Below are 20,707 nucleotides of genomic sequence, written 5' to 3' on the forward strand. Positions count from 1 at the left end.
GGCACGGCCGGCGTACCGGTGCTGTGCTCCACCGGAGGTGTACGCGTCCACGGCAATTTCCGTCGCCGGGTTGAGCTGCAACGCAGAAACATATTCCACGTGGGTGTGGGCATCCGTCAGGGCGCTCCGGTCGGCGTCGGATGCGGCAACCGGTATGGGAATCGTGGCGCCCGGCGTGGAGGCGGCGTCGCTGTCCGATAGCGCATCGGGAGCGCCGGCGGGTGGCGCGTCAGCGGCGGATACGGCCGGCGTATCCGCCGGGCCAGGAGGCATTGCCATCGGCGCCCCGATGCCCTCCTCCGGTTCGCGCGGATCCGGCATGCGCAGGGCACTGCGCGCATGGTCGAGCGACGCGAGCATGGCTGCCGAGACGGGAGACGGGATGTTGTAGTCGTCCATGTACATGTCGAGCCCGTCCATCACCTTGAAGTGCGGGTCGGCAAACAGCTTTTTGAGCGCCAGGCGCTGCACCGACTTGTCGACGCCCTGGCTGACGAACGCCGAGAAATCGGATTCGGGCGTGAGACGCGCCGCATCTTCCAGCGTGGGGGCGGGAGCGTCGGGCACCGGGGCGCCAGCAACGGCAACAGCTGGCGACGCGGCGTGCGGGATCGGTGGCCGCGTTGCGGCGGGAGCGCGAGCCGACGCCGGCAGGGACGCAGCCGTCCCTGCCGTATCGAGCGTCCGTCCCGGCTCGCCATCATCGCCGCCGGTCGCTTTCAGCCGCGACCAGCGCTTGAAAAATCCTTCCGCGGGCATGGGCGCTCCTATCCGTGCTGGCGGCCGCGGCGCGGCTTGGGCTGGTAGTGCTCGCGCAGGTAGCCGGCCAGCCAGGCATAGATTTCGGCCGGCATGGTGACGCCGTCGGCCGATTCGCCGGAATCGAACATGCGCGTGCCCTCGACATAGCTGACGGACGCGCGCACCGGCATGGCTCGCCCCTCCTCCATCCGCCACAGGACGAACACTTTCGATTCGGGCGCCATGCAGTTCTCGTAATAGCCCTCGTGTTCGTCCGTGTAGAGCTCGAGTTCGAGCCCGGAGACGAGGTAATAGTCGCGCTCCGAACTTTCGCCGAGCACCTGCAGCGGCGCCAGGTTGCCGCGGTCGGGCACGACGCCGACCGCAGCCCAGGCTTCGTCGGCCCAGCGGTGGGCGACGGCGCGGCGCTGCATGATCACCGCGATCGGCATGCTGGCCATCTTCATCGGCTTTTCGCGTTGTCCGCGTTCCCTTTGTCGACCGCCGGCGAGGCGCCCTTCGGCACCGCCTTCGTCGGGCCCTTCTTGACGTCGTCGCTCGGCGCCGCCGTGCCCATCTTTTCGCTCTTGATCGGCACGTTGGCCGCGTTCAGCGCCTCGGGGCTGCGCGGCGCGGCGCCACGGCCGGGCGCCGCTGCCGAGGTTCCAGGCGCGGCACCGGCCGGAGCCGCCGCGCGCACGCCGGCCGAAGGCGGCGTTACGCCGGGGGCAGCAGGCCGCTCGCCGCCGCAACGCCGGCCGGCGTGCCGGGTGTCGCCACGACCGGCGCCGCGCTGCCGGGTTGCGTCACGGCGTTGGCTGGGACGGCTTGTCCCGGCGCGCCGGACAGCGCGCCCGGAACGCCGGGCGTTGCCACCGCCGGGGCCACGATGGCCACCGGCGCGTTCACCTTCCAGCCCTGGCCAGCTGCGCGGCTGCGCCAGCGCGCACTGACCGCATCCATCGATGCAGCCAGCGCTTCCCTTTTCCTTGGCGGCCCTGGCATCGGCCTCGGCTTTCTTGGCGGCCGCGGCCTGCTGCTGGGCCGGCGTCAGGGGCGGCTTGGGCAGCGCCGCCGACGCCGGCAGCGTGGCGCCCGGCCCCGGGGCCAGGCAGGCCGCCAGCGCACTCAGCGCCAGGTGCGTGCGTTTCATCATTTGTTCCCCATCTTGTCGGAGGCCGCCGGTCCCTGCGGCGCCGCGTTGCTGGCCGATCCGGCGTTCTGGTCCTGGACCGACGGTCCGGCGGGTTTGCCCATGTCGCCCGGCTGGGTCTGGGTACCGGGCATGGCGCCGGACGGCGGCGTTACGCCAGAGTTCGGACCCTGGCCGGTCTCGCGGGTGGTGCCACCGAGTTCAGCGCCTGAAGTCGTGCCGCCCGAGCCTCCGGCGATACCGGGCGTGCCGCCGGCATAGGTCGCGTCGGTGACGGGCTTGGCGCTGCGGGCGATGATCTCGCCGCTGGTGCCGCCACCGGCCGTCACCTGGCCGGGAAACCTGGTCTGGATGACGCCATCGCTGGCCGGCGCCGTGTTGCGGTTGCAACCTGCCCCCAGCAGGAGCGAGGCCAGCGCGCCGGCGATCAGGAAAGGTATTCGTTTCATCGCATCCTCGAAAACAGCGTCAGTGTGCGGGCCCTGGCCGGGGCGCAGGTGGGGGCGTGCGGGGTGCGTCCGCCGGCGCCGCCGCCGGTGCAGCACCCGACTTCACCTCGTCGTACCAGAGCGAATGGTGCGCCTTGGCCCAGTTTTCGTCGACAGTGCCGTGCCGCATCGCCTCGTAGGCGCCCGGCGTGCCCCAGGTGCCGATATAGCTGTGGCCCATGGCCGCCACGATGTAGAAGGCGGCGCCGGCAAGGTGGAAGTAGTTCGCCATCTGCAGGATGTAGCGGGTCTGGCCGAAGTTGACGAAGTTCAGCACCAGGCCGGTGATCGACATCACCAGGCCGAGCAGGGTCACGCCCAGCCAGAACCAGGTCTTTTCGCCCGCGTTGAAGTACCCGGCCGGCACGTGCTTGTGCGATACCAGTCCCCCGCCCTGCTTGACCCATTGCCAGTCGTTTCGATTGAAGAAATTACGGCGCAGGAAGGTGATGAACATCAGGATGGAGCACAGGACGAACAAAGGCCCGATGAAGTTGTGCACGTATTTCGAGATATAGGCGACACCCGAGAAAAAGCCATGCCCCATCCAGGGCAGCAGCACCTTCTTGCCGAAGGTAATGATCAGCCCGGAAACGGCCAGCAGGATGAAGCTGATGGCGGTTGCCCAGTGTATCTGGCGGTCCCATTTGCTGAAGCGCTGTAGCTTGCGGCCCGAGGCCGGCACTTCTCGCGCCGGCCCGATCGTGTTGTAGAACAGGACGATCAACAGCGGCACGACGATCAGCAGGGTGCCGGCAATCGAGGCAATCGGGCCGTTGCGCAGCGTGCGCCAGGTATTGCCGCCACGCTGGACGATGACGTTGCCCTCGCTTGCGCCGTACTGGCCGAGGAAATGGCGATCGATGTGGACGCGCCCGGACTGCGACGAGGCCAGGCCAGGCTCGCGTGCGCGCGCGTCGCCCTCGACCTGCAGCATCGTCTGCTCTTCCGCATAGGCCGGCTCGGCGCGTTGATTGGGCACCGCGCCGAAAGCCGCCGGCAGCAGCAAGGCCATCAGCAACGCCAGCATGGCGCGCAGGGCAAACAGGTTCGCTCGCATAGGGGATGGCATGGGCGACTCCTCAGGGGTTGGCGCGGTTGTATTCGTTCTGCTTCTGGTTGCGGTTCTGGATCGTTGCCGACCAGGACAGGCGGTCGTTATGGAAGCGCGCCTGGTAATGGCGGTTGTCTTCCTTGCCGGCGTACTCGCCGCGGATCCATTCCGGATGCTGGTCCACTTCCAGGCAGCCGGCGAGCAGCAGCCCGAGGGCGATGGCGACCATGAGTTTCTTCATTGCGGGAACCTCCCGCCGCCGTTCTGGAAGTCGCCGGAATCCTGATTCTCGCGCGGCAGGTCGCCCTTGGCCTTGATCTCGCCGCCGCGTTTCGGGCGTCCATAGGCGATCTTCCAGCCCCACAGTTCCGGGCCGTAGCCGCGCGTTTCCACGCGCTGGCGGTAGATGTCGGCGATCAGGTCGGCCTCGCCGCCGAGCAGCGCCTTGGTGCCGCACATTTCGGCGCAGGCCGGCAGCTTGCCCTCGGCGATGCGGTTGCGGCCGTACTTCTCGAATTCGGCTTCCGAGGTATCCGGCTCGGGACCGCCGGCGCAGAAGGTGCACTTGTCCATCTTGCCGCGGTGGTTGAACAGGCCGCTGCCGGCAAACTGGGGGGCGCCGAAAGGACAGGCGTAATAGCAGTAGCCGCAGCCGATGCACTGGTCCTTGCTGTGCAGGACGATGCCGTCCTCGGTGTGGTAAATGCAGTTGGTCGGGCACACTGCCAGGCAGGGTGCGTCGGTGCAATGCATGCAGGCCACCGACACCGAGCGTTCGCCCGGCACGCCGTCGTTGATCGTCACCACGCGGCGACGGTTCACGCCCCAGGGCGTTTCGTGTTCGTTCTTGCAGGCGGTAACGCAGCCGTTGCAGTCGATGCAACGCTCGGTATCGCAAATGAATTTCATCCTCGCGGCCATGTCCCGCCTCCTCTGCTCTGCTGCGTTTCTATCGCGCGATACCGATTGCCCGATACCGTTTGCTGTTTGCCTGCCTTGTTACGCGCGTCCTCATGCGCGTACCACCCGGCACATCGATACCTTGGTTTCCTGCATCATCGTCACGGCATCGTAGCCGTAGGTCCAGCCCGTGTTGATGGCTTCGCCTCGTACGGTCGGCGCGCCATCCTCGGGGTAATGCTTTTCCAGGTCTTCGCCCATCCACCAGCCGCCGAAGTGGAACGGCGCCCAGACGAGGCCGATCGGTACCCGTTCGGTCACCATCGCCATCATCTTCAGGCGCGCACCGGTCGGCGTCTCGACCCAGACGTATTCGCCGATCCGGGCGCCGATCTGCACGGCGTCCTTCGGGTTGATCTCGATAAACATGTTCTGTTGCAGCTCGGCCAGCCACGGATTCGAGCGCGTTTCCTCGCCGCCGCCTTCGTATTCGACCAGGCGACCGGACGTCATGATCAGCGGGAAGTCCTTGGAGAAGTCGATTGCCTGCACCGATTTATAGAGCGTTGGCAGACGCAGGAAATTGGCCTTGTCGTCGTAGGTCGGGTACCTGGCGACCAGGTCGCGCCTTGGCGAGAGCAAGGGTTCACGGTGGGTCGGCACCGGGTCGGGGAAGTTCCACACGTTGGCGCGGGCACGCGCGTTGCCATAAGGCGCACAGCCGTGGGAAATGACCACACGAATGATGCCGCCCGACGGGTCGGTCTTCCAGTTCTTGCCTTCGGCCATCGCCTGCTCGGCCGGCGTGAGTTCGGCCCACCAGCCCAGCTTTTTCAGGAAGACATGGTCGAACTCGGGGTAGCCGGTGTCGAGCTGGCTGTCCTTGTTGGTCGAGCCGTCGGCCGCGAGCAGGCTCTCGCCATTGTGCTCGACGCCCCAGTTGGCGCGGAACGGCAGGCCGCCCTCGGCCACGCTCTTGCTGGTGTCGTAGAGGATGGGCGTACCCGGATGCTTCATTTCCGGCGTGCCCCAGCACGGCCACGGCAAGCCGTAGTAGTCGCCCTTGCAGGGACCGTGGTCGGCGCGCAGCGTGGTCGGGTTGAAGGTGTGCTTGTTCTCCATGTGGAGCTTGAGGCGCTCGGGAGAGCAACCCGTGTAGCCGATGGTCCAGCACGAGCGGTTGATCTCGCGCAGGATGTCTTCGACCACTGGCTCGTTGTGCACCACCTTGATGTTCCTGCACAGTTCGTTATGGAAGCCGAGCTTCTTCGCGAACAGGTACATGATCTCGTGGTCGGTCTTGCATTCGAACAGCGGTGCAATGACCCGCTCGCGCCACTGGATGGAGCGGTTCGACGACGTGCACGACCCTTGCGTTTCGAACTGCGAGGCGGCCGGCAGCAGGTAGACGCCGTCGGTGCGGCCGTGCATCGAGGCCGTCATGCTCGGGTACGGGTCGATCACGACCAGCATGTCGAGCTTCTGCATGGCCGCCTTCATGTCGGGCAGGCGGGTCTGGCTGTTCGGCGCGTGGCCCCAGTAGAACACGGCGCGCAGATTGCTGGGCTGGTCGATGTACTGGTTCTGCTCGTTCACCGCGTCGAACCAGCGCGACACCGTGATGCCGGGCTTTTCCATCAGTTCCTTGGAACCGAAGCGCGACAGGATCCAGTTGTAGTCCACGCCCCAGGCGTTGGCGAAATGCTTCCAGGCCCCTTCGGCCAGGCCGTAGTAGCCGGGCAGCGAGTCGCCGTTCGGACCGACGTCGGTGGCGCCCTGCACGTTGTCGTGGCCGCGGTAGATGTTGGCGCCGCCGCCGGGTACGCCGATATTGCCCAGCGCCAGCTGCAGGATGGACAGCGCGCGGACGTTGGCGGTACCGACGTGGTGCTGGGTGATGCCCATGCACCAGACCACGGATGAGGGACGGTTCTTCGCCAGCGTTTCGGCAATCGTGCGCACCGAGGCCTCCGGCACCCCGGTGACGTCCGATACCTTGTCCGGCGTCCACTTCGCCACTTCCTTGCGCACATCTTCCATGCCATAGGTGCGCGCGGCGATGAAGGCCTTGTCTTCCCAGCCGTTGTTGAAGATGTGCCAGAGGATGCCCCAGACCAGCGGGATGTCGGTACCCGGACGCACGCGCACATAATGGTGGGCAAAGCGCGCGGTGCGGGTGAAGCGCGGGTCGACCACGATCATCTTCGCGCCCAGTTCCTTGGCGTGCAGGAAGTGCAGCATCGAGATCGGGTGCGCCTCGGCCGGGTTGGAGCCGATGAACATCACGGCCTTGCTGTAGTGCAGGTCGTTGAAGGAGTTCGTCATCGCGCCATAGCCGAAGGTCTGGGCCACGCCCGCGACCGTCGTCGAGTGGCAGATGCGTGCCTGGTGATCGCAGTTGTTCGAGCCCCAGAAGGAGACGAATTTGCGCAGCAGGTAGGCTTGCTCGTTGTTGTGCTTGGAAGAGCCGATCACCATCAGCGCGTCGGGCCCGGCCTGCTGGCGCAGTTGCAGCAGCTTGTCGCCGATCTCGTTGATGGCCTGGTCCCAGGAAATGCGCTCGTACTTGCCGTTCACCAGCTTCATCGGATAGCGCAGGCGGTGCTCGCCGAAGCCATGCTCGCGCACCGAGGCGCCTTTCGCGCAGTGCGCACCCATGTTGATGGGCGAATCGAAGGCCGCTTCCTGGCGCACCCAGACGCCGTTGGCGACCACCGCATCGACCGAGCAGCCGACCGAGCAGTGGCTGCAGACGGTACGCTTGATTTCGGTCTTGACGGGCGCGTCGGCGACCGGCGTGGAGGCCGTGGCCGGTTCGATGACGTTCAGCGGCAGCGAACGTGCCAGCGCGCCGGCGCCGGCGGCAACGCCCGCGCCGACCAGGAACTTGCGCCGCTTCGCTCCCCGCATGTCGCCATTCTGGCTCGCACTCTTGACTAAGGACATGGCTGGTCTCCGGGTACGCTCACCAGTAGGCGGCGGTTTGGTAGTAACGGCGGATGTGTTCGGTTTCGTGGTAGCCGCGTTTCACCGCCGGTTTGGCGGCCTCCGCAACGGGAAGTTCGGGCGCGGCTTCTGCCCCGCCGGCCACCACTGCCGGGGCGCCGAGCGGGGCGGCCTTCAGGAAGCTGCGGCGGGCCGGATCGGGTGCACCGGCCGGGGCGTTCCCGGCCTCGGCCGGATGGTGCTTGGGTTGCATCGCGTCCTCCTCCTTGGAATCAGTCATCGAAGCCGTCGTCGACCGCGAAGGCTTCCCTTTCGATCGTCAGCAATGCGTCGACGAAGCGCGCCACCAGCCGGTAGAAATTCGCGCCTTCGGCATTCTGGATATCGTTCAGGCAGCGCCCGTACCAGCGCGCGATGCGGGCTTCGAAAAAGGCTTTCTGCTGGGCGAGCGGCTGGCGCCGGATGCCGGCCCCGCCCGCGATCAGCACGCGCATGGTTTCGCACAGTGCGCCCAGGTGATCCTCGAACTCGCCCACGCCGCGCATGCGCTTGACGCCGAAGCGCGCCAGGTCGCCGCGCAGCTCGGCCAGCGGCGTGTCGTTCATGAAGCCGGACAGGTAGAGCGAACCGTAGGGGTTGAGCGCGGGCGTGCCATTGCTGATGAAGAGCAGGTCGAACTCGGCGGCCACGGCACCGGCGTCCATCACGCTCGAGGCCAGCACCAGCTTTTCCCGGGCATCCTCGAGCCGGTGGTCGCCGCCGCTGGCGAGGATCGGGTCGGCGCTGCCCAGCTGGGCCAGCAATTCGGCGCCGGGAGGCGCGAGCAGCAGGCGCGCGGCCAGCGCGTACAGGTCGGAGCGCGCCTGGTCTTCGGCCGCCAGCGGCAAGGAGACAGTAAGGGCAGCGGCGACGTTGACGGCGGTAGCAGCAGTGGCAGCGGTAGCGGCGGCCTCCGGTATCGCAGAGGATGAGGAAAGAGGTGATGCAACCTGCATGGACACTGGTGCGCTCCGTTATTAAATCTGTATCGAAAGTGTATTCCCTCACCCAGCCGAGGCGCGCACGCTTGAACTTTTCAGCGCATGCCGGCTGCATGCATGATCGCCCGGATCAGGCTGGCCGCGAGGAAGAGCGCCGCCACCCCGCCGGCCCAGAGCAGCACCATCCAGCCCAGGCGCCGCAGCCACAGCGGCGTTCGATTGCCACCGCGCGCTGTCATCAGTGGTAGCCCGCGTCGGCCTTCACCTTGCCGCGAAATACCCAGTACGACCAGACCGTGTACATCAGGATGACGGGCAGGATGAAGAGCGTGCCGACCAGGGCGAACCCCTGGCTGGCCGGTGGCGAGGCCGCTTCCCAGATGGTGATGGCGGGCGGCACGATGTGCGGCCAGATGCTGATCGCCATGCCGGTATAGCCGAGGAAGACCAGCGCCAGCGCCGCCACGAAAGGCCAGCGGTGCGGGTCGCGCCCCAGCGAGCGCAGCAGGATGGCGATGAAGAGCAGCACCAGCACCGGCACCGGTGCCAGGAACAGGATGTTGGGGAAGGTGAACCAGCGGTCGGCCACCGCCGGGTCGCGCAGCGGGGTCCAGATGCTGACCACCACGATGGCGCCCAGCAGCATCAGGGCGAAGGGGCGCGCCACCTTCACCATACGTTTGTGCAGCGCGCCCTCGGTCTTCATGATCAGCCAGGTGCTGCCCAGCAGCGTGTAGGCGATCATCACGCCAAAGCCGGCCAGCAGCGGGAAGGGCGCGATCCAGTCGAGCACGCCGCCGGCATAGCTGCGTCCGGACACTTTGACGCCGTCGAGGAAAGCGCCGAGCGACACGCCCTGGAAAAAGGCGGCCGTCACCGAGCCGCCGATGAAGGCCTTGTCCCAGAAGTGGCGCCCGGCTTCCTTTGCCTTGAAGCGGAATTCGAAGGCCACCCCGCGAAACACCAGGCCGACCAGCATGAAGATCAGGGGCAGGTAGAGCCCGGACAGGATGATCGAATACGCCACCGGAAAGGCCGCCAGCAGCCCTTCCCCGCCCAGCACCAGCCAGGTCTCGTTGCCGTCCCAGACCGGCGCGACCGTGTTCATCATGGTGTCGCGGTCGCGCTTGTCCTTGGCAAACGGAAACAGCATGCCGATGCCGAGGTCGAAGCCGTCGAGCAGCACGTACATGAAGACGGCGAAATAGATGATGATGGCCCAGATGACCGAGGTGTCGATGCCCATGTCATCCTCCTTTCGCGTCGTCGCCGGCGTCGTCGTGGTTGGCGACGTCCGCCGCCGAGAGCGGACGCATCGGCGTGCGTACCTCCCCCGGACCACCATCAAGCGCGCGGTGCAGCTCGAATTTCTGCGGCCCCTTGCGCATCATGCGCAGCACGTAGGCGGTGCCGGCCCCGAAGACGACGAGGTAGGCCGCCACGAACAGGCCGAGCGTGAGCGCCAGCGCCGGCGCCCCGTGCTTCGATACGGCGTCGCTCGTCCTCAGCACGCCGTAGACGACCCAGGGCTGGCGCCCCACCTCGGTGGTGATCCAGCCGGCCAGGATGGCGACCAGGCCGGCCGGCCCCATGATCAGCGCGGCGCGGAGAAAAACGCGCGAGGTGAAAAGGCGCCCGCCGCGGCGCATGAAGAGGCTCCACAACCCGAGCCCGATCATCAGCAGGCCCAGGCCCACCATCGTGCGGAAGCTCCAGAACACGATCAGGGAATTCGGCCGGTCTTCCTTGCGAAATTCCTTCAGGCCTGGAAACTGGCCCGCCCAGCTGTGGGTGAGGATGACGCTGCCCAGGTGCGGCACTTCGACCGAGAAATGGGTCTTTTCCTCTTCCATGTCGGGAATGCCGAAGAGTTTGAGCGGCACGGCCTCGCCCGGGGTGTTTTCCCAATGTCCTTCCATCGCCGCCAGCTTGGCCGGCTGGTGCTTTGCCGTGTTCAGTCCGTGGAAATCGCCGATGACGGCCTGGATGGGCGCGACAATCAACACCATCCACATCGCCATCGACAGCATCTTGCGCACCGCCGGGTTGTCCCTTTTGTGCAGCAGTTGCCAGGCGCCGACGGCGCCGACGATCAGCGCGGTGGTGAGGTAGGCTGCCACCACCATGTGCAGCAGCCGGTAGGGGAAAGAGGGATTGAAGACGATCGCCAGCCAGTCGGTCGGGACCATCCGCCCGCCTTCGATGGCATAGCCACGGGGAGTCTGCATCCAGCTGTTGGCGGCCAGGATCCAGGTGGCCGAGATCAGCGTGCCGGCCGCCACCATGCAGGTGGCCACCAGGTGCAGGGCCGGACCGACCCGGTTCCAGCCGAACAGCATCACGCCCAGGAATCCGGCCTCCAGGAAGAAGGCGGTCAGCACTTCGTAGGCCAGCACCGGCCCCATGATGGAACCGGCGAACTCGGACATGTAACTCCAGTTGGTGCCGATCTGGTAGGCCATCACGATGCCCGAGACCACGCCCATGCCGAACATGACGGCGAAGATCTTCAGCCAGAAGTGGTACAGGTCGACGAAGACCTGGCGCTTGGTGCGCAGCCAGGACAGTTCCAGCACGGCCAGGTAGCTTGCCAGGCCGATGGTGACTGCCGGGAACAGAATGTGGAAGGACATCGTGAAGGCGAACTGGATGCGTGCCAGCACCAACGCCGATAGGCCGAACATGGGCGCTCCTGTTGTCTGCGGTGTCCAGAATCTAGCATGGGCAGCGTTGCGCACGATTGAGCGCCCCGCCCTCCGCCGGGGCGGCGCACACGCATGAGTGCACGGACGACGGACGGGACTATAATTCCCGTATTGACCGCGACCCCGTTGACCGATGACCCAGGAACCTTCTTCCGCTCCACTGTTGCCCATCAGCCTAGGCGCGCTGAAGGCGAGCTGCAGCGCCTGCAGCATGCACCAGTTGTGCCTGCCCATGGGCCTGGACAACATGGACATCGACCGCCTCGACAAGATCATCGGCGCGCGCCGGCGTCTGTCGCGCGACGAGCGCCTGTACGCGATGGGCGACCCGTTCCGTAACCTGTACGCGGTGCGCTTCGGCCACTTCAAGACCTACCAGATCAACGCGGCCGGCGAGCAGCAGATCACGGGCTTCCAGATGGCGGGCGAGCTGCTCGGCATGGATGCCATCAGCGGCGAGCGCCACCACTGCGACGCGGTCGCGCTCGAGGACAGCGAAGTGTGCGAGATTCCGTTCTCGCGGCTGGAGGAACTGTTCGGCCAGGTGCCAGCGCTGCTGCGTCACTTCCACCGCATCATGAGCCAGGAAATCACACGCGAACAGAACGTCATGCTGCTGCTCGGAAACATGCGGGCCGAACAGCGCTTCGCCGTGTTCCTGGTGAATCTGTCGGCACGCTACGCCGCGCGCGGCTATTCGCCCACCAGCTTTGCATTGCGCATGTCGCGCGAGGACATCGGCAACTACCTTGGGCTCACCATCGAAAGCGTCAGCCGGCTGCTGTCGCGCTTCAGGAAGCAGGGCTGGATCGCCGTCGACAAGCGCGAAGTCATCCTGCTCGAGCCGGCCAGGCTGCGCGCCATTGCCGCGGGCACGGAGCAGTGCAGCCCGATGGCCTGAGGCCATCGGGCGCAGGGTGCGCGGCCTCGCCGCCCACGCGTTCAACGCACGTTGGTCGGTCGCATCGCTGGGCTGCAAGGACCTGTTGAACGCTTGATCGTGCGGGCGGTGTGCTGACGTGCGTAGCCGGGTGCCGCGTGCGTACCGCGTGGGCACAGGATGCCCACCCTACGATTGCAGGCGCTGCGACGGCGTTGTCGAAGCCGGCCGGTCGACCGTAGGGTGGGCACTCCGTGCCCACGCGGCAAGCTGCGCCGAACATCGCCACGGGCGGCGGCTGCTTCCCGGTTCCCCAAGCGGAGGGAGGCGGCTCCGCAAAGTCAGAACCTGACCACCACCGAAGCCGCGCTGCGTTCTGCCTCCCCGTGGTACACCGCCTCGATGTTGTTGCCATCCGGGTCGAGCACGAATGCCGCGTAATAGCCCGGGTGATACGGCCGCTCGCCCGGCGCGCCATTGTCCTGCCCTCCCGCACGCAAGGCGGCGGCATGAAAAGCATCGACGGTCGCCCGGCTGGCTGCCTGGAAGGCCAGGTGATGGCGGCCGGTCAGCCTTCCCTGCGCCGCCCGGCTGCTGGCCGTCGAGACGAACAGCTCGTCGGCCCAGAAGTAATCCTCGCCGGCGCCGCCGATGGGCAACTGCAGAACCTCGAAGATGGCTGAATAGAAGGTGCGGGATGCCGCCAGATCGCGGACCACGAGCTGGATGTGGTCGATCAGTCGGCCGCGGTGCAGTTCCTGGGTTTCCATGAGGCGCTCCTGGGGAAGTGGTCACGGTAGTGCTGCGGCGATTATGCCGCAAGCGGGGCGCCGGGTGCATCTGTTGTCGTGCCGGCGCAATGGACGGCACATCCATGTAGGGTGGGCACCCGTGCCCACGCGGGACGTAGGTGTGCACCAACCGGTAGCGGGACGCTCGCACCGCGTGGGCTCGGGGCGCCCACCCTCGGTTCGGCCGCGCCGCAGATGATCACGCGGGCGTTGGACGCGTGGACGGGGGCTCCGTCCACCCTCGGTTTGGCGCTTTACTCCCGGCAACGTACGGACATGCGCGCTGCGCTCACGCCTTCGCTTTTTCCTTCGCGATCCACCCGTCCACCAGCTGGCCGAGCACGTCCAGCGGCACCGAACCAGCGCCGAGCACCATGTCGTGGAAGGCCGGCAGCGAAAACTTGCTGCCCAGTTCCGCCTTCGCCTTTTCGCGCAGTTCGACGATGCGCAGCATGCCGATCATGTAGGCCGTGGCCTGACCAGGCCAGGCGACGTAGCGGTCGACTTCCTCGACGTTGATGCCGTAGTCGACGGCCTGCTGGCGCGTCCACCCCTTGGTGTGCAGGCCGGTGTCGACCACCAGCCGGCGCGCGCGGAACAGCTCGGAGCCGAGCGCGCCCAGCAGGCCCGGCACGTCGTCCTTGTACCAGCCCTGCTCCACCGCCAGCCGCTCGGTGTACAGCGCCCAGCCTTCGCTGTGGGCGCTGCCGCCGCTAAAGATGCGGGCGCTGCGGTATTTCGGGATCCCCTGCAATTCCTGCTGGATCGCCAGCTGGAAGTGGTGGCCCGGAACGGCCTCGTGGTAGGAAAGGCTGCGCATACGGATCGTATTGAACATCGGCCCGCGCAGCGGCACCCAGAACACGCCGGGGCGGCTGCCGTCCGGCGCTGGCAGCGTGTAGTGAGCCGCGGCCGACGGTTCCGTCAGCGGCGGCTCGCGCCGCACCTCGACCGGTGCGCGCGGCTTCAGGTTGAACAGCGTGCTGCTGCGCGCTTCGGCATCCTTCACCATCTCGGCATATTGCGCCAGGATGGCCGGACGCGGGTCACCTTCGACTTTGGGCTGGAAGCGCGCGTCCAGGGCCTTCAGGCGCGTCTCGATGTCGCCATCGGCAAGCCCAAGGGCGCGCAGGTGCTTGTCCATTTCGGCTTCCAGGCGCGCCACTTCGCGCAGGCCGATGGCGTGGATTTCCTCGGCGGAGAGGCCCGTACTGGTGTAGCTGGCGAGTGCCTGCTTGTAGGCCGCGGCGCCGTTCGGCAGGCGCGAGATGCCGGCCCGGTCGTCCGTCTTCGGATTGAGCTCGGCCATGTAGTCCTGCACGCGGACGTAGGCGGGGCGGATCTTCTGCTCGACGATGCGTGTCGCGCGGGCGATCGCCGCGGCGCGCGCCTCGGGCGTCAGGTCCTTCAGGGCGGCGGTGCGCGCTTCCAGCGAGGTCACCAGCACGTTCTGGCGCGCGTCCGGCGTGAGGAAGGTGGATACCGGAACTGGGCGCGCTCGAGGATGAAGCGCGGCGGGATGAAGCCGCGGCTTGTCGCGGCACGGGCCCGCGCCAGCGCCTCGTCCATGCGCGTGCCTGCCTGCTCGAGGCGCGCCAGGTAGCTGTCGACGTCGGATGCGCGCCGCAGCGGGTGGGTCTGGGTCATGAAGTTGACCAGGCTGACCTGGGCGCCGCTGAACTGCTGGAACACGAAGCCATGGTCCTCGAAGGGCGCGTTGGCGACCGTGTTTTCCAGCGACCAGCGCATCACCGCCGCCGAGACCTTCTGGGTGTCGTCGAGCGGCCCGGCCATCCACTTATCCAGGGCGCGCGAGGCCCTGCCTGGCCAGCGCGATCACCTTCTTGCGCTGGGCCGGCGTCTGCGGCGTCAGCTGGCGGTCGAGCGCGTCCTGCTCGGCGCCGCTGAAGTACTGGGTGCTCGTCGCCAGCTGGGGATTGGCGCGCACCCAGTCGTTGGCGAAGCTGTCGGCCCACTTGTCGAAGGCGGCGTTCGGTTTGCTTGCCGTTGCACCGGCGGCGGCTGAAGTGCCCGCCGCAGCAAGCGCCGCCTGGGGCAGAACGGCAGCGAGGGCGAACGAAATCAACAGGGAAGCGATGGCGGTGCGCGGGCTGCGCGGCGAGTGAGCGGGCATGGATGTCTCTTGTCCTTGATCGTTATGGCAAATTGCCTTGACGAAAATCTAGCATGGAAGAGACGGCATGCCCAGTCTTTACAGCTGCTATGCGCCATATCCGGTGCTGCTCAGTGCTGTGCCCCCTGGACCGCATCGGCGGCGATGTGCAGGACCGGCTGCCGGGCCGGGTTCCAGCCGCGCGCCAGGCGCCAGCCCCGTCCCTCGCCCTCGGCCACGACCTGCCAGTGGGTCGGCGCCAGCCCGGGCAGGCGCACGAGGAAGCGTCCGTCGGGGCCGGGCACCACCTGCAGCGCGATATCCTTCCGGGGCTGGGTCGGATGTGCCAGCTGCAGCCGGAACGGCGCCAGCATCGGCCTGCCGAAACTGGCCAGGCGCCCTTCGAGCGTGCCGGCAGCGGCATCGAAGCGGGCGTCGAATGCCAGCTGCAACGCGGTCGCCACGCGGTCGCGCCGCAGGTCCTGGTTGATCGCCTTGCCCTGCTTGTAGTAATCGTCGACCACCATCGCCTCCGGCTGGCGCAAGGCCAGCGAAACGGTGACGGCGGTGGCCAGCATCACCGCCACCGGACCGAGCATGATGAACCGGGGCCAGCGGTGCCGATACCAGGGCGCCACCGGTGCGTGGGGAAAAGCGGAAGGGTTGATCGACATGATGATTCCTAGCGCGGCACGACAAAGGCCGCTTCCTCGCGCACCGCGACTGCGGGGTTGTCGAGCGCGCTGATGTTGAAGACGATGCGATGCGCGCCGCGCTCGGCGGGAGCGGCCGCGCGCACCCGTACCGCCGCCCCCGCGCGTGCTGGCCGCGTCGAGCGACACGACGTCGGCACCGGCGATTTCGGCGCCCTCCAGGCCGCCAACCGTCAGGCGAACGGCGCGCGCCGTCTCGCTGGTATTCATCAGCTGCAGGCGGTAGACGTTCTCGATGCGGCCGTCATCGAGCTCGCGTCCCATCGAGCCGCGGTCGCGGATGACGTCCACCTTCAGCGGCGTGCGCAGCGCCAGCGAAGCCGTCATTCCCGCCACCAGCAGCGCCAGCACGGCGCCGTAGGCCAGGACCCGCGGCCGCGCCAGGCGGCGCTTCACCTGCGCCTTGCCCCAGCCCTTGGCCAGGGCGTTCTCGGTCGCATGGCGGATCAGGCCGCGCGGCGTGCCGATACGGTCCATCACGCTGTCGCAGGCGTCGATGCAGGCGGCGCAGCCGATGCACTCGTACTGCAGGCCCTGGCGGATGTCGATCCCGGTCGGGCAGGCCTGCACGCAGAGGGTGCAGTCGATGCAGTCGCCGGCGGGCTTTCCGTCCACCATCCCGGCTACGCGCGGTCCCGGCCGGCGCGGTTCGCCACGCTGGCGGTCGTAGGTGACGATCAGCGTGTCCTTGTCGAACATCGCGCTCTGGAAGCGCGCATAAGGGCACATGTACTTGCACACCTGTTCGCGCAGCCAGCCGGCATTGCCGTAGGTCGCCAGGCCATAGAACAGCACCCAGAAGGCTTCCCAGGGTCCGACCGTCCAGGAGGCGAATTCGCCCAGCAGCACGCGCACCGGCGTGAAATAGCCGACGAAGGTAAATCCCGTCCACAGCGCCACCCCCAGCCAGGCGCCGTGCTTGGCGCCCTTCTTCGCGATTTTCCCGAACGTCCAGGGCTGGCGGTCGAGCCGGATGCGGGCGCTGCGCGCGCCTTCGATGCGCCGTTCGATCCACAGGAACACCTCGGTGTAGACGGTCTGCGGGCAGGCGAAGCCGCACCAGACGCGCCCCGCCACCGCGGTCACCAGGAACAGGCCATAGGCGCAGATGATCAACAGGCCGGCAAGGTAGATGAAATCCTGCGGCCACAGCACCAGGCCGAACAGGTAGAACTTGCGCGTGCCGAGGTCGAACAGCACCGCCTGGCGGCCGTTCCACTGCAGCCAGGGCAGCCCGTAGAACAGCAGCTGGGTGAGCCAGACGCAGGCCCAGCGCAGGGTGGCATAGCGGCCCTTCACTTCGCGCGGATAGATCTCCTCGCGCGCGGCATACATCTTGATGACCGCTTCCTGTGGCGTGTTCATTGCTGGGCCTCGGGCTGCGCGGTGGTGTCAAGCGCGGTGCCGCCGCCGGTCGCCTGCGCGCTGCCCGAGCCGGTATTCGACAGGCTCCACACATAGGCCGCCAGCACGTGCACCTTGCCCTCGCCCAGTACCTCGCCGAAGGCCGGCATGGTGTTGGTGCGGCCCTTGCGGATGGTTTCCATCACCGTCTCGGCGGTGCCGCCATATAGCCAGACCTTGTCCGCCAGGTTGGGCGCGCCCAGCGCCTGGTTGCCCTTGCCCTCCACGCCGTGGCAGGCCACGCAGGCGGCGAACCCGGGCTTGCCGAACACCACCTTGACGGGGTCGGCGGTCAGGCCCGACAGGTTGCGTACGTAGTGGGCAACGGCTTCGACGTCCTTGTCCGAGCCGACGGCGGCACCCATCGGCGGCATCTGGCCCACGCGCCCGCCCATGATGGTTTTCTTGATGACCTCGGGCGTGCCGCCATGCAGCCAGTCGTTGTCGGTCAGGTTCGGGTAACCCTTGTTGCCGCGCGCATCGGACCCGTGGCACTGGGCGCAGTAGTTCAGGAACATGCGTTCGCCGATGGCGCGTGCCTGCGGGTCCGCGGCCACCGTCTTGATGTCCTGGCCCGCAAAGCGCGCGAACAGGGGGCCGTAGTCGTGGTCGGCCTGCTTCAGTTCGGCCTTGTATTCGCCCGTGGAAGCCCAGCCGAGCTTTCCTGCATAGCTGCCCAGGCCGGGATACAGCACCAGGTAGCCGATCGCGAACAGGATCGTCAGGTAGAACAGCCCCATCCACCAGCGCGGCATCGGGGTGTTCAGTTCGGTCAGGTCCTCGTCCCAGACGTGGCCGGTGGTCGTCAAGGGCTGGCCGTCTGGATCAAGCTTGACGCGAAAGCGCGATTGCGACCACAGCAGGATCGCGCAGCCGGCGATCGAGGCGATCGTGATCAGCGCGATATACCAGTTCCAGAAGCCGCTCGTGAAGTCAGCCATGCTCGCTCTCCTCGTCGGCGAAAGGCAGCGCGGCGGCGCCGTCGAAGTCGCCGGCGCGCTTGAGGAGGAAAGTCCACAGCAGGATGCCCATGAAGGTGGCAAACGAGACCACCGTCATCACGCTGCTGGCACTGTCAAAAAGTCGTTCGATAGCCATGTCGGTTCCTTCAATTCCTTGTCTTGATCTGGGTGCCCAGGCCCTGCAGGTAGGCGATCAGCGCGTCCTGCTCGGTCTTGTCCGCCAGTTCGGCGGGGGCGTTGCGGATCTCCTCCTCGGCGTAGGGCACGCCCAGGGTTTGCATCGCGCGCATTTTCGGGACGATCTCGCGCGGCACCAGGGCCGTCTTCGCCAGCCACGGGTAGCTGGGCATGTTCGATTCGGGCACCAGGTCGCGCGGGTTGTCGAGGTGGGTGCGGTGCCATTCGTCGCTGTAGCGCCCGCCCACGCGCGCCAGGTCGGGACCGGTGCGCTTGCTGCCCCACTGGAAGGGGTGGTCGTAGACGAATTCGCCGGCCACCGAATAGTGGCCATAGCGCTCGGTCTCGGCGCGGAAGGGGCGGATCATCTGCGAGTGGCAGTTGTAGCAGCCTTCGCGGATGTAGATGTCGCGGCCGGCCAGGCGCAGCGGTGAATACGGTTTCAAGCCCGCCACCGGCTCGGTGGTCGATTTCTGGAAGAACAGCGGCACGATCTCGACCAGGCCGCCAAAGGAGATCACCAGGATCACCAGGCCGATCAGGAGCCAGGGATTCTTTTCGATCCATTCGTGGGAAAAGTTTTTCATGTGGGTAGCTCCGGGTTCAGGCGTGTTGCGGCACAGGGCCCGTGGCCGTGCCGCGCCGTGCGTTCGGTTGCGGGATGCGCGCGTCGACGTTGACCGTGCCGGCCAGCGTCTTCCAGCTGTTGAAGGCCATCATCAGCATGCCCGACAGGTAGAGGAAGCCGCCGGTGAAGCGGATCGCGTAGTAGGGATAGGTGGCTTTCACGCTTTCGGCAAAGGTGTAGGTCAGGGTGCCGTCCGGATTCACGGCGCGCCACATCAGGCCCTGCATCACGCCGGCGATCCACATCGAGGCGATGTAGAGGACGATGCCGATGGTCGCCACCCAGAAATGCGCTTCGACCAGTTGCAGGCTCCACATCCGATTTTTCCCGGCCAGGCGCGGGATCAGGTAGTAGATCGAGCCCATCGTGATGAAACCGACCCAGCCGAGGGCGCCGGCGTGCACGTGGGCGATGGTCCAGTCGGTGTAGTGCGAGAGCGAATTGATGGTCTTGATCGACATCATCGGGCCCTCGAAGGTGGCCATGCCGTAGAAGGACAGCGAGACGATCAGGAATTTCAGGATCGGGTCCGAGCGCAGCTTGTGCCAGGCGCCCGACAGGGTCATCACGCCATTGATCATGCCGCCCCAGGAAGGCGCCAGCAGGATCAGCGAGAACACCATGCCGAGCGACTGGGTCCAGTCGGGCAGCGCCGTGTAGTGCAGGTGGTGGGGACCGGCCCACATGTAGGTGAAGATCAGCGCCCAGAAGTGCACGATCGACAGCCGGTACGAATACACCGGACGCTCGGCCTGTTTCGGGATGAAGTAGTACACCATGCCGAGGTAGCCGGCGGTGAGGATGAAGCCGACCGCGTTATGGCCGTACCACCACTGGATCATCGCGTCCTGCACACCGGCGTAGACCGGATAGGACTTGAAGGCGGAGACCGGAATCACGGCGCCGTTGACGACGTGCAGCACCGCGACGGCGATGATGTAGCCGCCGAAAAACCAGTTGGCCACGTAGATGTGCTGGACGCGGCGCTTGACGATCGTGCCGAAGAAGACCACGGCGTACGCGACCCAGACGACGGTGATGAGGATGGCAATCGGCCACTCCAGCTCGGCGTACTCCTTGCCTCGCGTGAAGCCCATCGGCAGCGTGATGGCGGCCGCCACCAGCACCGCCTGCCAGCCCCAGAAGGTGAAGCTGGCCAGGCGATCGGAGAACAGCCGCACCTGGCAGGTACGCTGCACCACGTAGTAGGACGTGGCGAACAGGCCGCAGATGCCGAAGGCGAAGATGACGGCGTTGGTGTGCAGCGGCCGCAACCGGCCGTAGCTGAGCCACGCGGTGTCGAAGTTGAGCGCGGGCCAGGCCAGCTGGGCTGCGATGAAGACGCCGGCGGCCATGCCGATGACGCCCCACACGACCGTGGCGATGGCAAACTGGCGCACGATCTTGTAGTTGTAGTTTAGACTGCTGTCCAAGATGCTCTCCTGATGGGATTTGCTGAGTTGACAGCAGGAGAGTAGTTTTCCGGACCTTAAAAATCCTTGATGTGAATCAAAATTTTCAGTGTCCTCGGGGCTACGAAGGAGATCGTCGGCTGCGTGTTGTACTGACTTCACTCAGGGTATGGAGTTGAAGCGTCTGAGGAACATCAAGGCTTGTGATCAGCAGCCACCACACTCAACGGACTGACAGGAAGAACTTATGCCGCCTATCTCGCAATCGCTCCACGAAGAAGTCGCCAAACGCCTGCAGCAAAGCCGCGAATCCACGCTCGCCGCGGTACGGTCCCGCACCGATACGGACGGTAGCGCACCACCCCAGATCGGCCCCGGCGCCCACATGGTGACAGGCGACGATTCCCCCGAAGCCGAAATGACGGCCCACGACGAACAGCATTTCGCCGACCACGAAACCGCCCTGCTGCACGAGATCGACGCCGCCATCGGCCGCCTCGAGTCCGGCGGCTATGGGGTCTGCACCTCCTGCGGCTGCGACATTCCCGAAGAACGCCTGCTCGCCACGCCCACGGTACAGACCTGCATCGCTTGCCAGGAGCGGATCGAGAAGGAAAACCACACGGGACGCGGACCGACGATGTAAGACCCGGCTGGCGC

The 20,707-nt window shown here is 66.6% G+C and carries 23 protein-coding genes and 2 pseudogenes; 2 read left to right on the forward strand and 23 right to left on the reverse strand.

Going from position 1 to position 20,707, the window contains the following annotated elements:
• Positions 1-432: 432 nt before the first annotated feature.
• The 13 genes and pseudogenes from G4G31_RS26820 to G4G31_RS18865 form a co-directional block, all read right to left on the reverse strand.
• Positions 433-759: pseudogene (locus tag G4G31_RS26820) on the reverse strand (DUF3306 domain-containing protein); the annotation flags it as partial.
• A gap of 8 nt (positions 760-767) precedes the next feature.
• Complete coding sequence (locus G4G31_RS18805) at positions 768-1,208, reverse strand: DUF3305 domain-containing protein (protein ID WP_182988915.1); 441 nt, start codon at positions 1,206-1,208, stop codon at positions 768-770.
• A complete protein-coding gene (locus G4G31_RS26825; protein ID WP_229425104.1) occupies positions 1,205-1,894 on the reverse strand; it encodes a hypothetical protein in 690 nt (229 codons plus the stop codon). The genes G4G31_RS18805 and G4G31_RS26825 overlap by 4 nt, the downstream gene beginning before the upstream one ends.
• The gene (locus G4G31_RS18820) at positions 1,894-2,343 is read right to left on the reverse strand and encodes a hypothetical protein (RefSeq protein WP_182988917.1); all 450 of its coding nucleotides are present in this window, start codon (positions 2,341-2,343) and stop codon (positions 1,894-1,896) included. Before G4G31_RS18820 ends, G4G31_RS26825 begins: the two co-directional genes overlap by 1 nt.
• Positions 2,344-2,362: 19 nt before the next feature.
• Positions 2,363-3,454 (reverse strand): formate dehydrogenase subunit gamma, encoded by a 1,092-nt coding sequence (locus tag G4G31_RS18825; RefSeq protein ID WP_229425105.1) that lies wholly within the window; start codon positions 3,452-3,454, stop codon positions 2,363-2,365.
• Between the two features lie 10 nt (positions 3,455-3,464).
• Positions 3,465-3,677, reverse strand: a complete 213-nt coding sequence (locus G4G31_RS18830) for a hypothetical protein (protein WP_182988918.1) — start codon at positions 3,675-3,677, stop codon at positions 3,465-3,467.
• Positions 3,674-4,357: a formate dehydrogenase FDH3 subunit beta gene (fdh3B, locus tag G4G31_RS18835; protein WP_202033655.1), complete on the reverse strand. Its 684-nt coding sequence runs from the start codon at positions 4,355-4,357 to the stop codon at positions 3,674-3,676. The genes G4G31_RS18830 and fdh3B overlap by 4 nt, the downstream gene beginning before the upstream one ends.
• A 90-nt stretch (positions 4,358-4,447) precedes the next feature.
• Positions 4,448-7,282 (reverse strand): molybdopterin-dependent oxidoreductase, encoded by a 2,835-nt coding sequence (locus tag G4G31_RS18840; RefSeq protein ID WP_182988919.1) that lies wholly within the window; start codon positions 7,280-7,282, stop codon positions 4,448-4,450.
• A 19-nt stretch (positions 7,283-7,301) separates the two neighbouring features.
• Entirely contained in the window at positions 7,302-7,535 is a 234-nt protein-coding gene (locus tag G4G31_RS18845) for a formate dehydrogenase (protein WP_182988920.1), read from the reverse strand.
• Positions 7,536-7,554: 19 nt separating this feature from the next.
• Positions 7,555-8,169, reverse strand: a complete 615-nt coding sequence (locus tag G4G31_RS18850; RefSeq protein ID WP_229425106.1) for a molecular chaperone — start codon at positions 8,167-8,169, stop codon at positions 7,555-7,557.
• Positions 8,170-8,357: 188 nt separating this feature from the next.
• Entirely contained in the window at positions 8,358-8,501 is a 144-nt protein-coding gene (locus G4G31_RS18855; protein ID WP_182988921.1) for a DUF2474 domain-containing protein, read from the reverse strand.
• Entirely contained in the window at positions 8,501-9,508 is a 1,008-nt protein-coding gene (cydB, locus tag G4G31_RS18860) for a cytochrome d ubiquinol oxidase subunit II (protein ID WP_182988922.1), read from the reverse strand. Before cydB ends, G4G31_RS18855 begins: the two co-directional genes overlap by 1 nt.
• 1 nt (position 9,509) lies before the next feature.
• Complete coding sequence (locus G4G31_RS18865) at positions 9,510-10,946, reverse strand: cytochrome ubiquinol oxidase subunit I (RefSeq protein ID WP_182988923.1); 1,437 nt, start codon at positions 10,944-10,946, stop codon at positions 9,510-9,512.
• Positions 10,947-11,100: 154 nt separating this feature from the next.
• Here G4G31_RS18865 and fnr point away from each other — a divergent pair, with 154 nt between their 5' ends.
• Complete coding sequence (fnr, locus tag G4G31_RS18870) at positions 11,101-11,868, forward strand: fumarate/nitrate reduction transcriptional regulator Fnr (protein WP_182988924.1); 768 nt, start codon at positions 11,101-11,103, stop codon at positions 11,866-11,868.
• A 320-nt stretch (positions 11,869-12,188) separates the two neighbouring features.
• Here fnr and G4G31_RS18875 read toward each other — a convergent pair whose 3' ends face one another.
• The 10 genes and pseudogenes from G4G31_RS18875 to ccoN form a co-directional block, all read right to left on the reverse strand.
• The gene (locus G4G31_RS18875) at positions 12,189-12,617 is read right to left on the reverse strand and encodes a VOC family protein (RefSeq protein WP_182988925.1); all 429 of its coding nucleotides are present in this window, start codon (positions 12,615-12,617) and stop codon (positions 12,189-12,191) included.
• Positions 12,618-12,927: 310 nt separating this feature from the next.
• Complete coding sequence (locus G4G31_RS18880) at positions 12,928-14,085, reverse strand: DUF885 family protein (RefSeq protein WP_267873630.1); 1,158 nt, start codon at positions 14,083-14,085, stop codon at positions 12,928-12,930.
• A complete protein-coding gene (locus G4G31_RS27730; protein WP_267873631.1) occupies positions 14,076-14,432 on the reverse strand; it encodes a DUF885 family protein in 357 nt (118 codons plus the stop codon). Before G4G31_RS27730 ends, G4G31_RS18880 begins: the two co-directional genes overlap by 10 nt.
• A gap of 4 nt (positions 14,433-14,436) precedes the next feature.
• Positions 14,437-14,772, reverse strand: a complete 336-nt coding sequence (locus G4G31_RS26830; RefSeq protein ID WP_229425107.1) for a hypothetical protein — start codon at positions 14,770-14,772, stop codon at positions 14,437-14,439.
• A gap of 110 nt (positions 14,773-14,882) precedes the next feature.
• Positions 14,883-15,425 carry a FixH family protein gene (locus G4G31_RS18885; RefSeq protein ID WP_182988926.1) on the reverse strand — a complete coding sequence of 181 codons (543 nt, stop codon included), beginning with the start codon at positions 15,423-15,425 and terminating at the stop codon, positions 14,883-14,885.
• A gap of 8 nt (positions 15,426-15,433) precedes the next feature.
• Positions 15,434-16,829 (reverse strand): annotated as a pseudogene (gene ccoG, locus G4G31_RS18890) (cytochrome c oxidase accessory protein CcoG).
• Positions 16,826-17,809 carry a cytochrome-c oxidase, cbb3-type subunit III gene (gene ccoP, locus G4G31_RS18895; RefSeq protein WP_182988927.1) on the reverse strand — a complete coding sequence of 328 codons (984 nt, stop codon included), beginning with the start codon at positions 17,807-17,809 and terminating at the stop codon, positions 16,826-16,828. Before ccoP ends, ccoG begins: the two are co-directional and overlap by 4 nt.
• A complete protein-coding gene (locus G4G31_RS18900) occupies positions 17,802-17,966 on the reverse strand; it encodes a CcoQ/FixQ family Cbb3-type cytochrome c oxidase assembly chaperone (RefSeq protein WP_182988928.1) in 165 nt (54 codons plus the stop codon). The genes ccoP and G4G31_RS18900 overlap by 8 nt, the downstream gene beginning before the upstream one ends.
• A gap of 10 nt (positions 17,967-17,976) precedes the next feature.
• Complete coding sequence (gene ccoO, locus G4G31_RS18905) at positions 17,977-18,594, reverse strand: cytochrome-c oxidase, cbb3-type subunit II (RefSeq protein ID WP_182988929.1); 618 nt, start codon at positions 18,592-18,594, stop codon at positions 17,977-17,979.
• Between the two features lie 16 nt (positions 18,595-18,610).
• The gene (ccoN, locus tag G4G31_RS18910; RefSeq protein WP_182988930.1) at positions 18,611-20,068 is read right to left on the reverse strand and encodes a cytochrome-c oxidase, cbb3-type subunit I; all 1,458 of its coding nucleotides are present in this window, start codon (positions 20,066-20,068) and stop codon (positions 18,611-18,613) included.
• 226 nt (positions 20,069-20,294) lie between these two features.
• Between ccoN and G4G31_RS18915 the strand changes: the two genes are divergently transcribed.
• Positions 20,295-20,693, forward strand: coding sequence for a TraR/DksA family transcriptional regulator (locus G4G31_RS18915; RefSeq protein ID WP_182988931.1), 399 nt, complete (start codon positions 20,295-20,297; stop codon positions 20,691-20,693).
• Positions 20,694-20,707: the final 14 nt, after the last annotated feature.

It is taken from the genome of Massilia sp. Se16.2.3, assembly GCF_014171595.1.
In the GTDB taxonomy this organism is placed as follows: domain Bacteria; phylum Pseudomonadota; class Gammaproteobacteria; order Burkholderiales; family Burkholderiaceae_D; genus Telluria.

Bases quoted from the DNA above. Each gene is read 5' to 3' on its own strand.
- G4G31_RS18805 (WP_182988915.1), bottom strand. From the start codon at position 1,208: ATGAAGATGGCCAGCATGCCGATCGCGGTGATCATGCAGCGCCGCGCC.
- G4G31_RS26825 (WP_229425104.1), bottom strand. From the start codon at position 1,894: ATGAAACGCACGCACCTGGCGCTGAGTGCGCTGGCGGCCTGCCTGGCC.
- G4G31_RS18820 (WP_182988917.1), bottom strand. From the start codon at position 2,343: ATGAAACGAATACCTTTCCTGATCGCCGGCGCGCTGGCCTCGCTCCTG.
- G4G31_RS18825 (WP_229425105.1), bottom strand. From the start codon at position 3,454: ATGCCATCCCCTATGCGAGCGAACCTGTTTGCCCTGCGCGCCATGCTG.
- G4G31_RS18830 (WP_182988918.1), bottom strand. From the start codon at position 3,677: ATGAAGAAACTCATGGTCGCCATCGCCCTCGGGCTGCTGCTCGCCGGC.
- fdh3B (WP_202033655.1), bottom strand. From the start codon at position 4,357: ATGGCCGCGAGGATGAAATTCATTTGCGATACCGAGCGTTGCATCGAC.
- G4G31_RS18840 (WP_182988919.1), bottom strand. From the start codon at position 7,282: ATGTCCTTAGTCAAGAGTGCGAGCCAGAATGGCGACATGCGGGGAGCG.
- G4G31_RS18845 (WP_182988920.1), bottom strand. From the start codon at position 7,535: ATGCAACCCAAGCACCATCCGGCCGAGGCCGGGAACGCCCCGGCCGGT.
- G4G31_RS18855 (WP_182988921.1), bottom strand. From the start codon at position 8,501: ATGACAGCGCGCGGTGGCAATCGAACGCCGCTGTGGCTGCGGCGCCTG.
- cydB (WP_182988922.1), bottom strand. From the start codon at position 9,508: ATGGGCATCGACACCTCGGTCATCTGGGCCATCATCATCTATTTCGCC.
- G4G31_RS18865 (WP_182988923.1), bottom strand. From the start codon at position 10,946: ATGTTCGGCCTATCGGCGTTGGTGCTGGCACGCATCCAGTTCGCCTTC.
- fnr (WP_182988924.1), top strand. From the start codon at position 11,101: ATGACCCAGGAACCTTCTTCCGCTCCACTGTTGCCCATCAGCCTAGGC.
- G4G31_RS18875 (WP_182988925.1), bottom strand. From the start codon at position 12,617: ATGGAAACCCAGGAACTGCACCGCGGCCGACTGATCGACCACATCCAG.
- G4G31_RS27730 (WP_267873631.1), bottom strand. From the start codon at position 14,432: ATGGCCGGGCCGCTCGACGACACCCAGAAGGTCTCGGCGGCGGTGATG.
- G4G31_RS26830 (WP_229425107.1), bottom strand. From the start codon at position 14,772: ATGCCCGCTCACTCGCCGCGCAGCCCGCGCACCGCCATCGCTTCCCTG.
- G4G31_RS18885 (WP_182988926.1), bottom strand. From the start codon at position 15,425: ATGTCGATCAACCCTTCCGCTTTTCCCCACGCACCGGTGGCGCCCTGG.
- ccoP (WP_182988927.1), bottom strand. From the start codon at position 17,809: ATGGCTGACTTCACGAGCGGCTTCTGGAACTGGTATATCGCGCTGATC.
- G4G31_RS18900 (WP_182988928.1), bottom strand. From the start codon at position 17,966: ATGGCTATCGAACGACTTTTTGACAGTGCCAGCAGCGTGATGACGGTG.
- ccoO (WP_182988929.1), bottom strand. From the start codon at position 18,594: ATGAAAAACTTTTCCCACGAATGGATCGAAAAGAATCCCTGGCTCCTG.
- G4G31_RS18915 (WP_182988931.1), top strand. From the start codon at position 20,295: ATGCCGCCTATCTCGCAATCGCTCCACGAAGAAGTCGCCAAACGCCTG.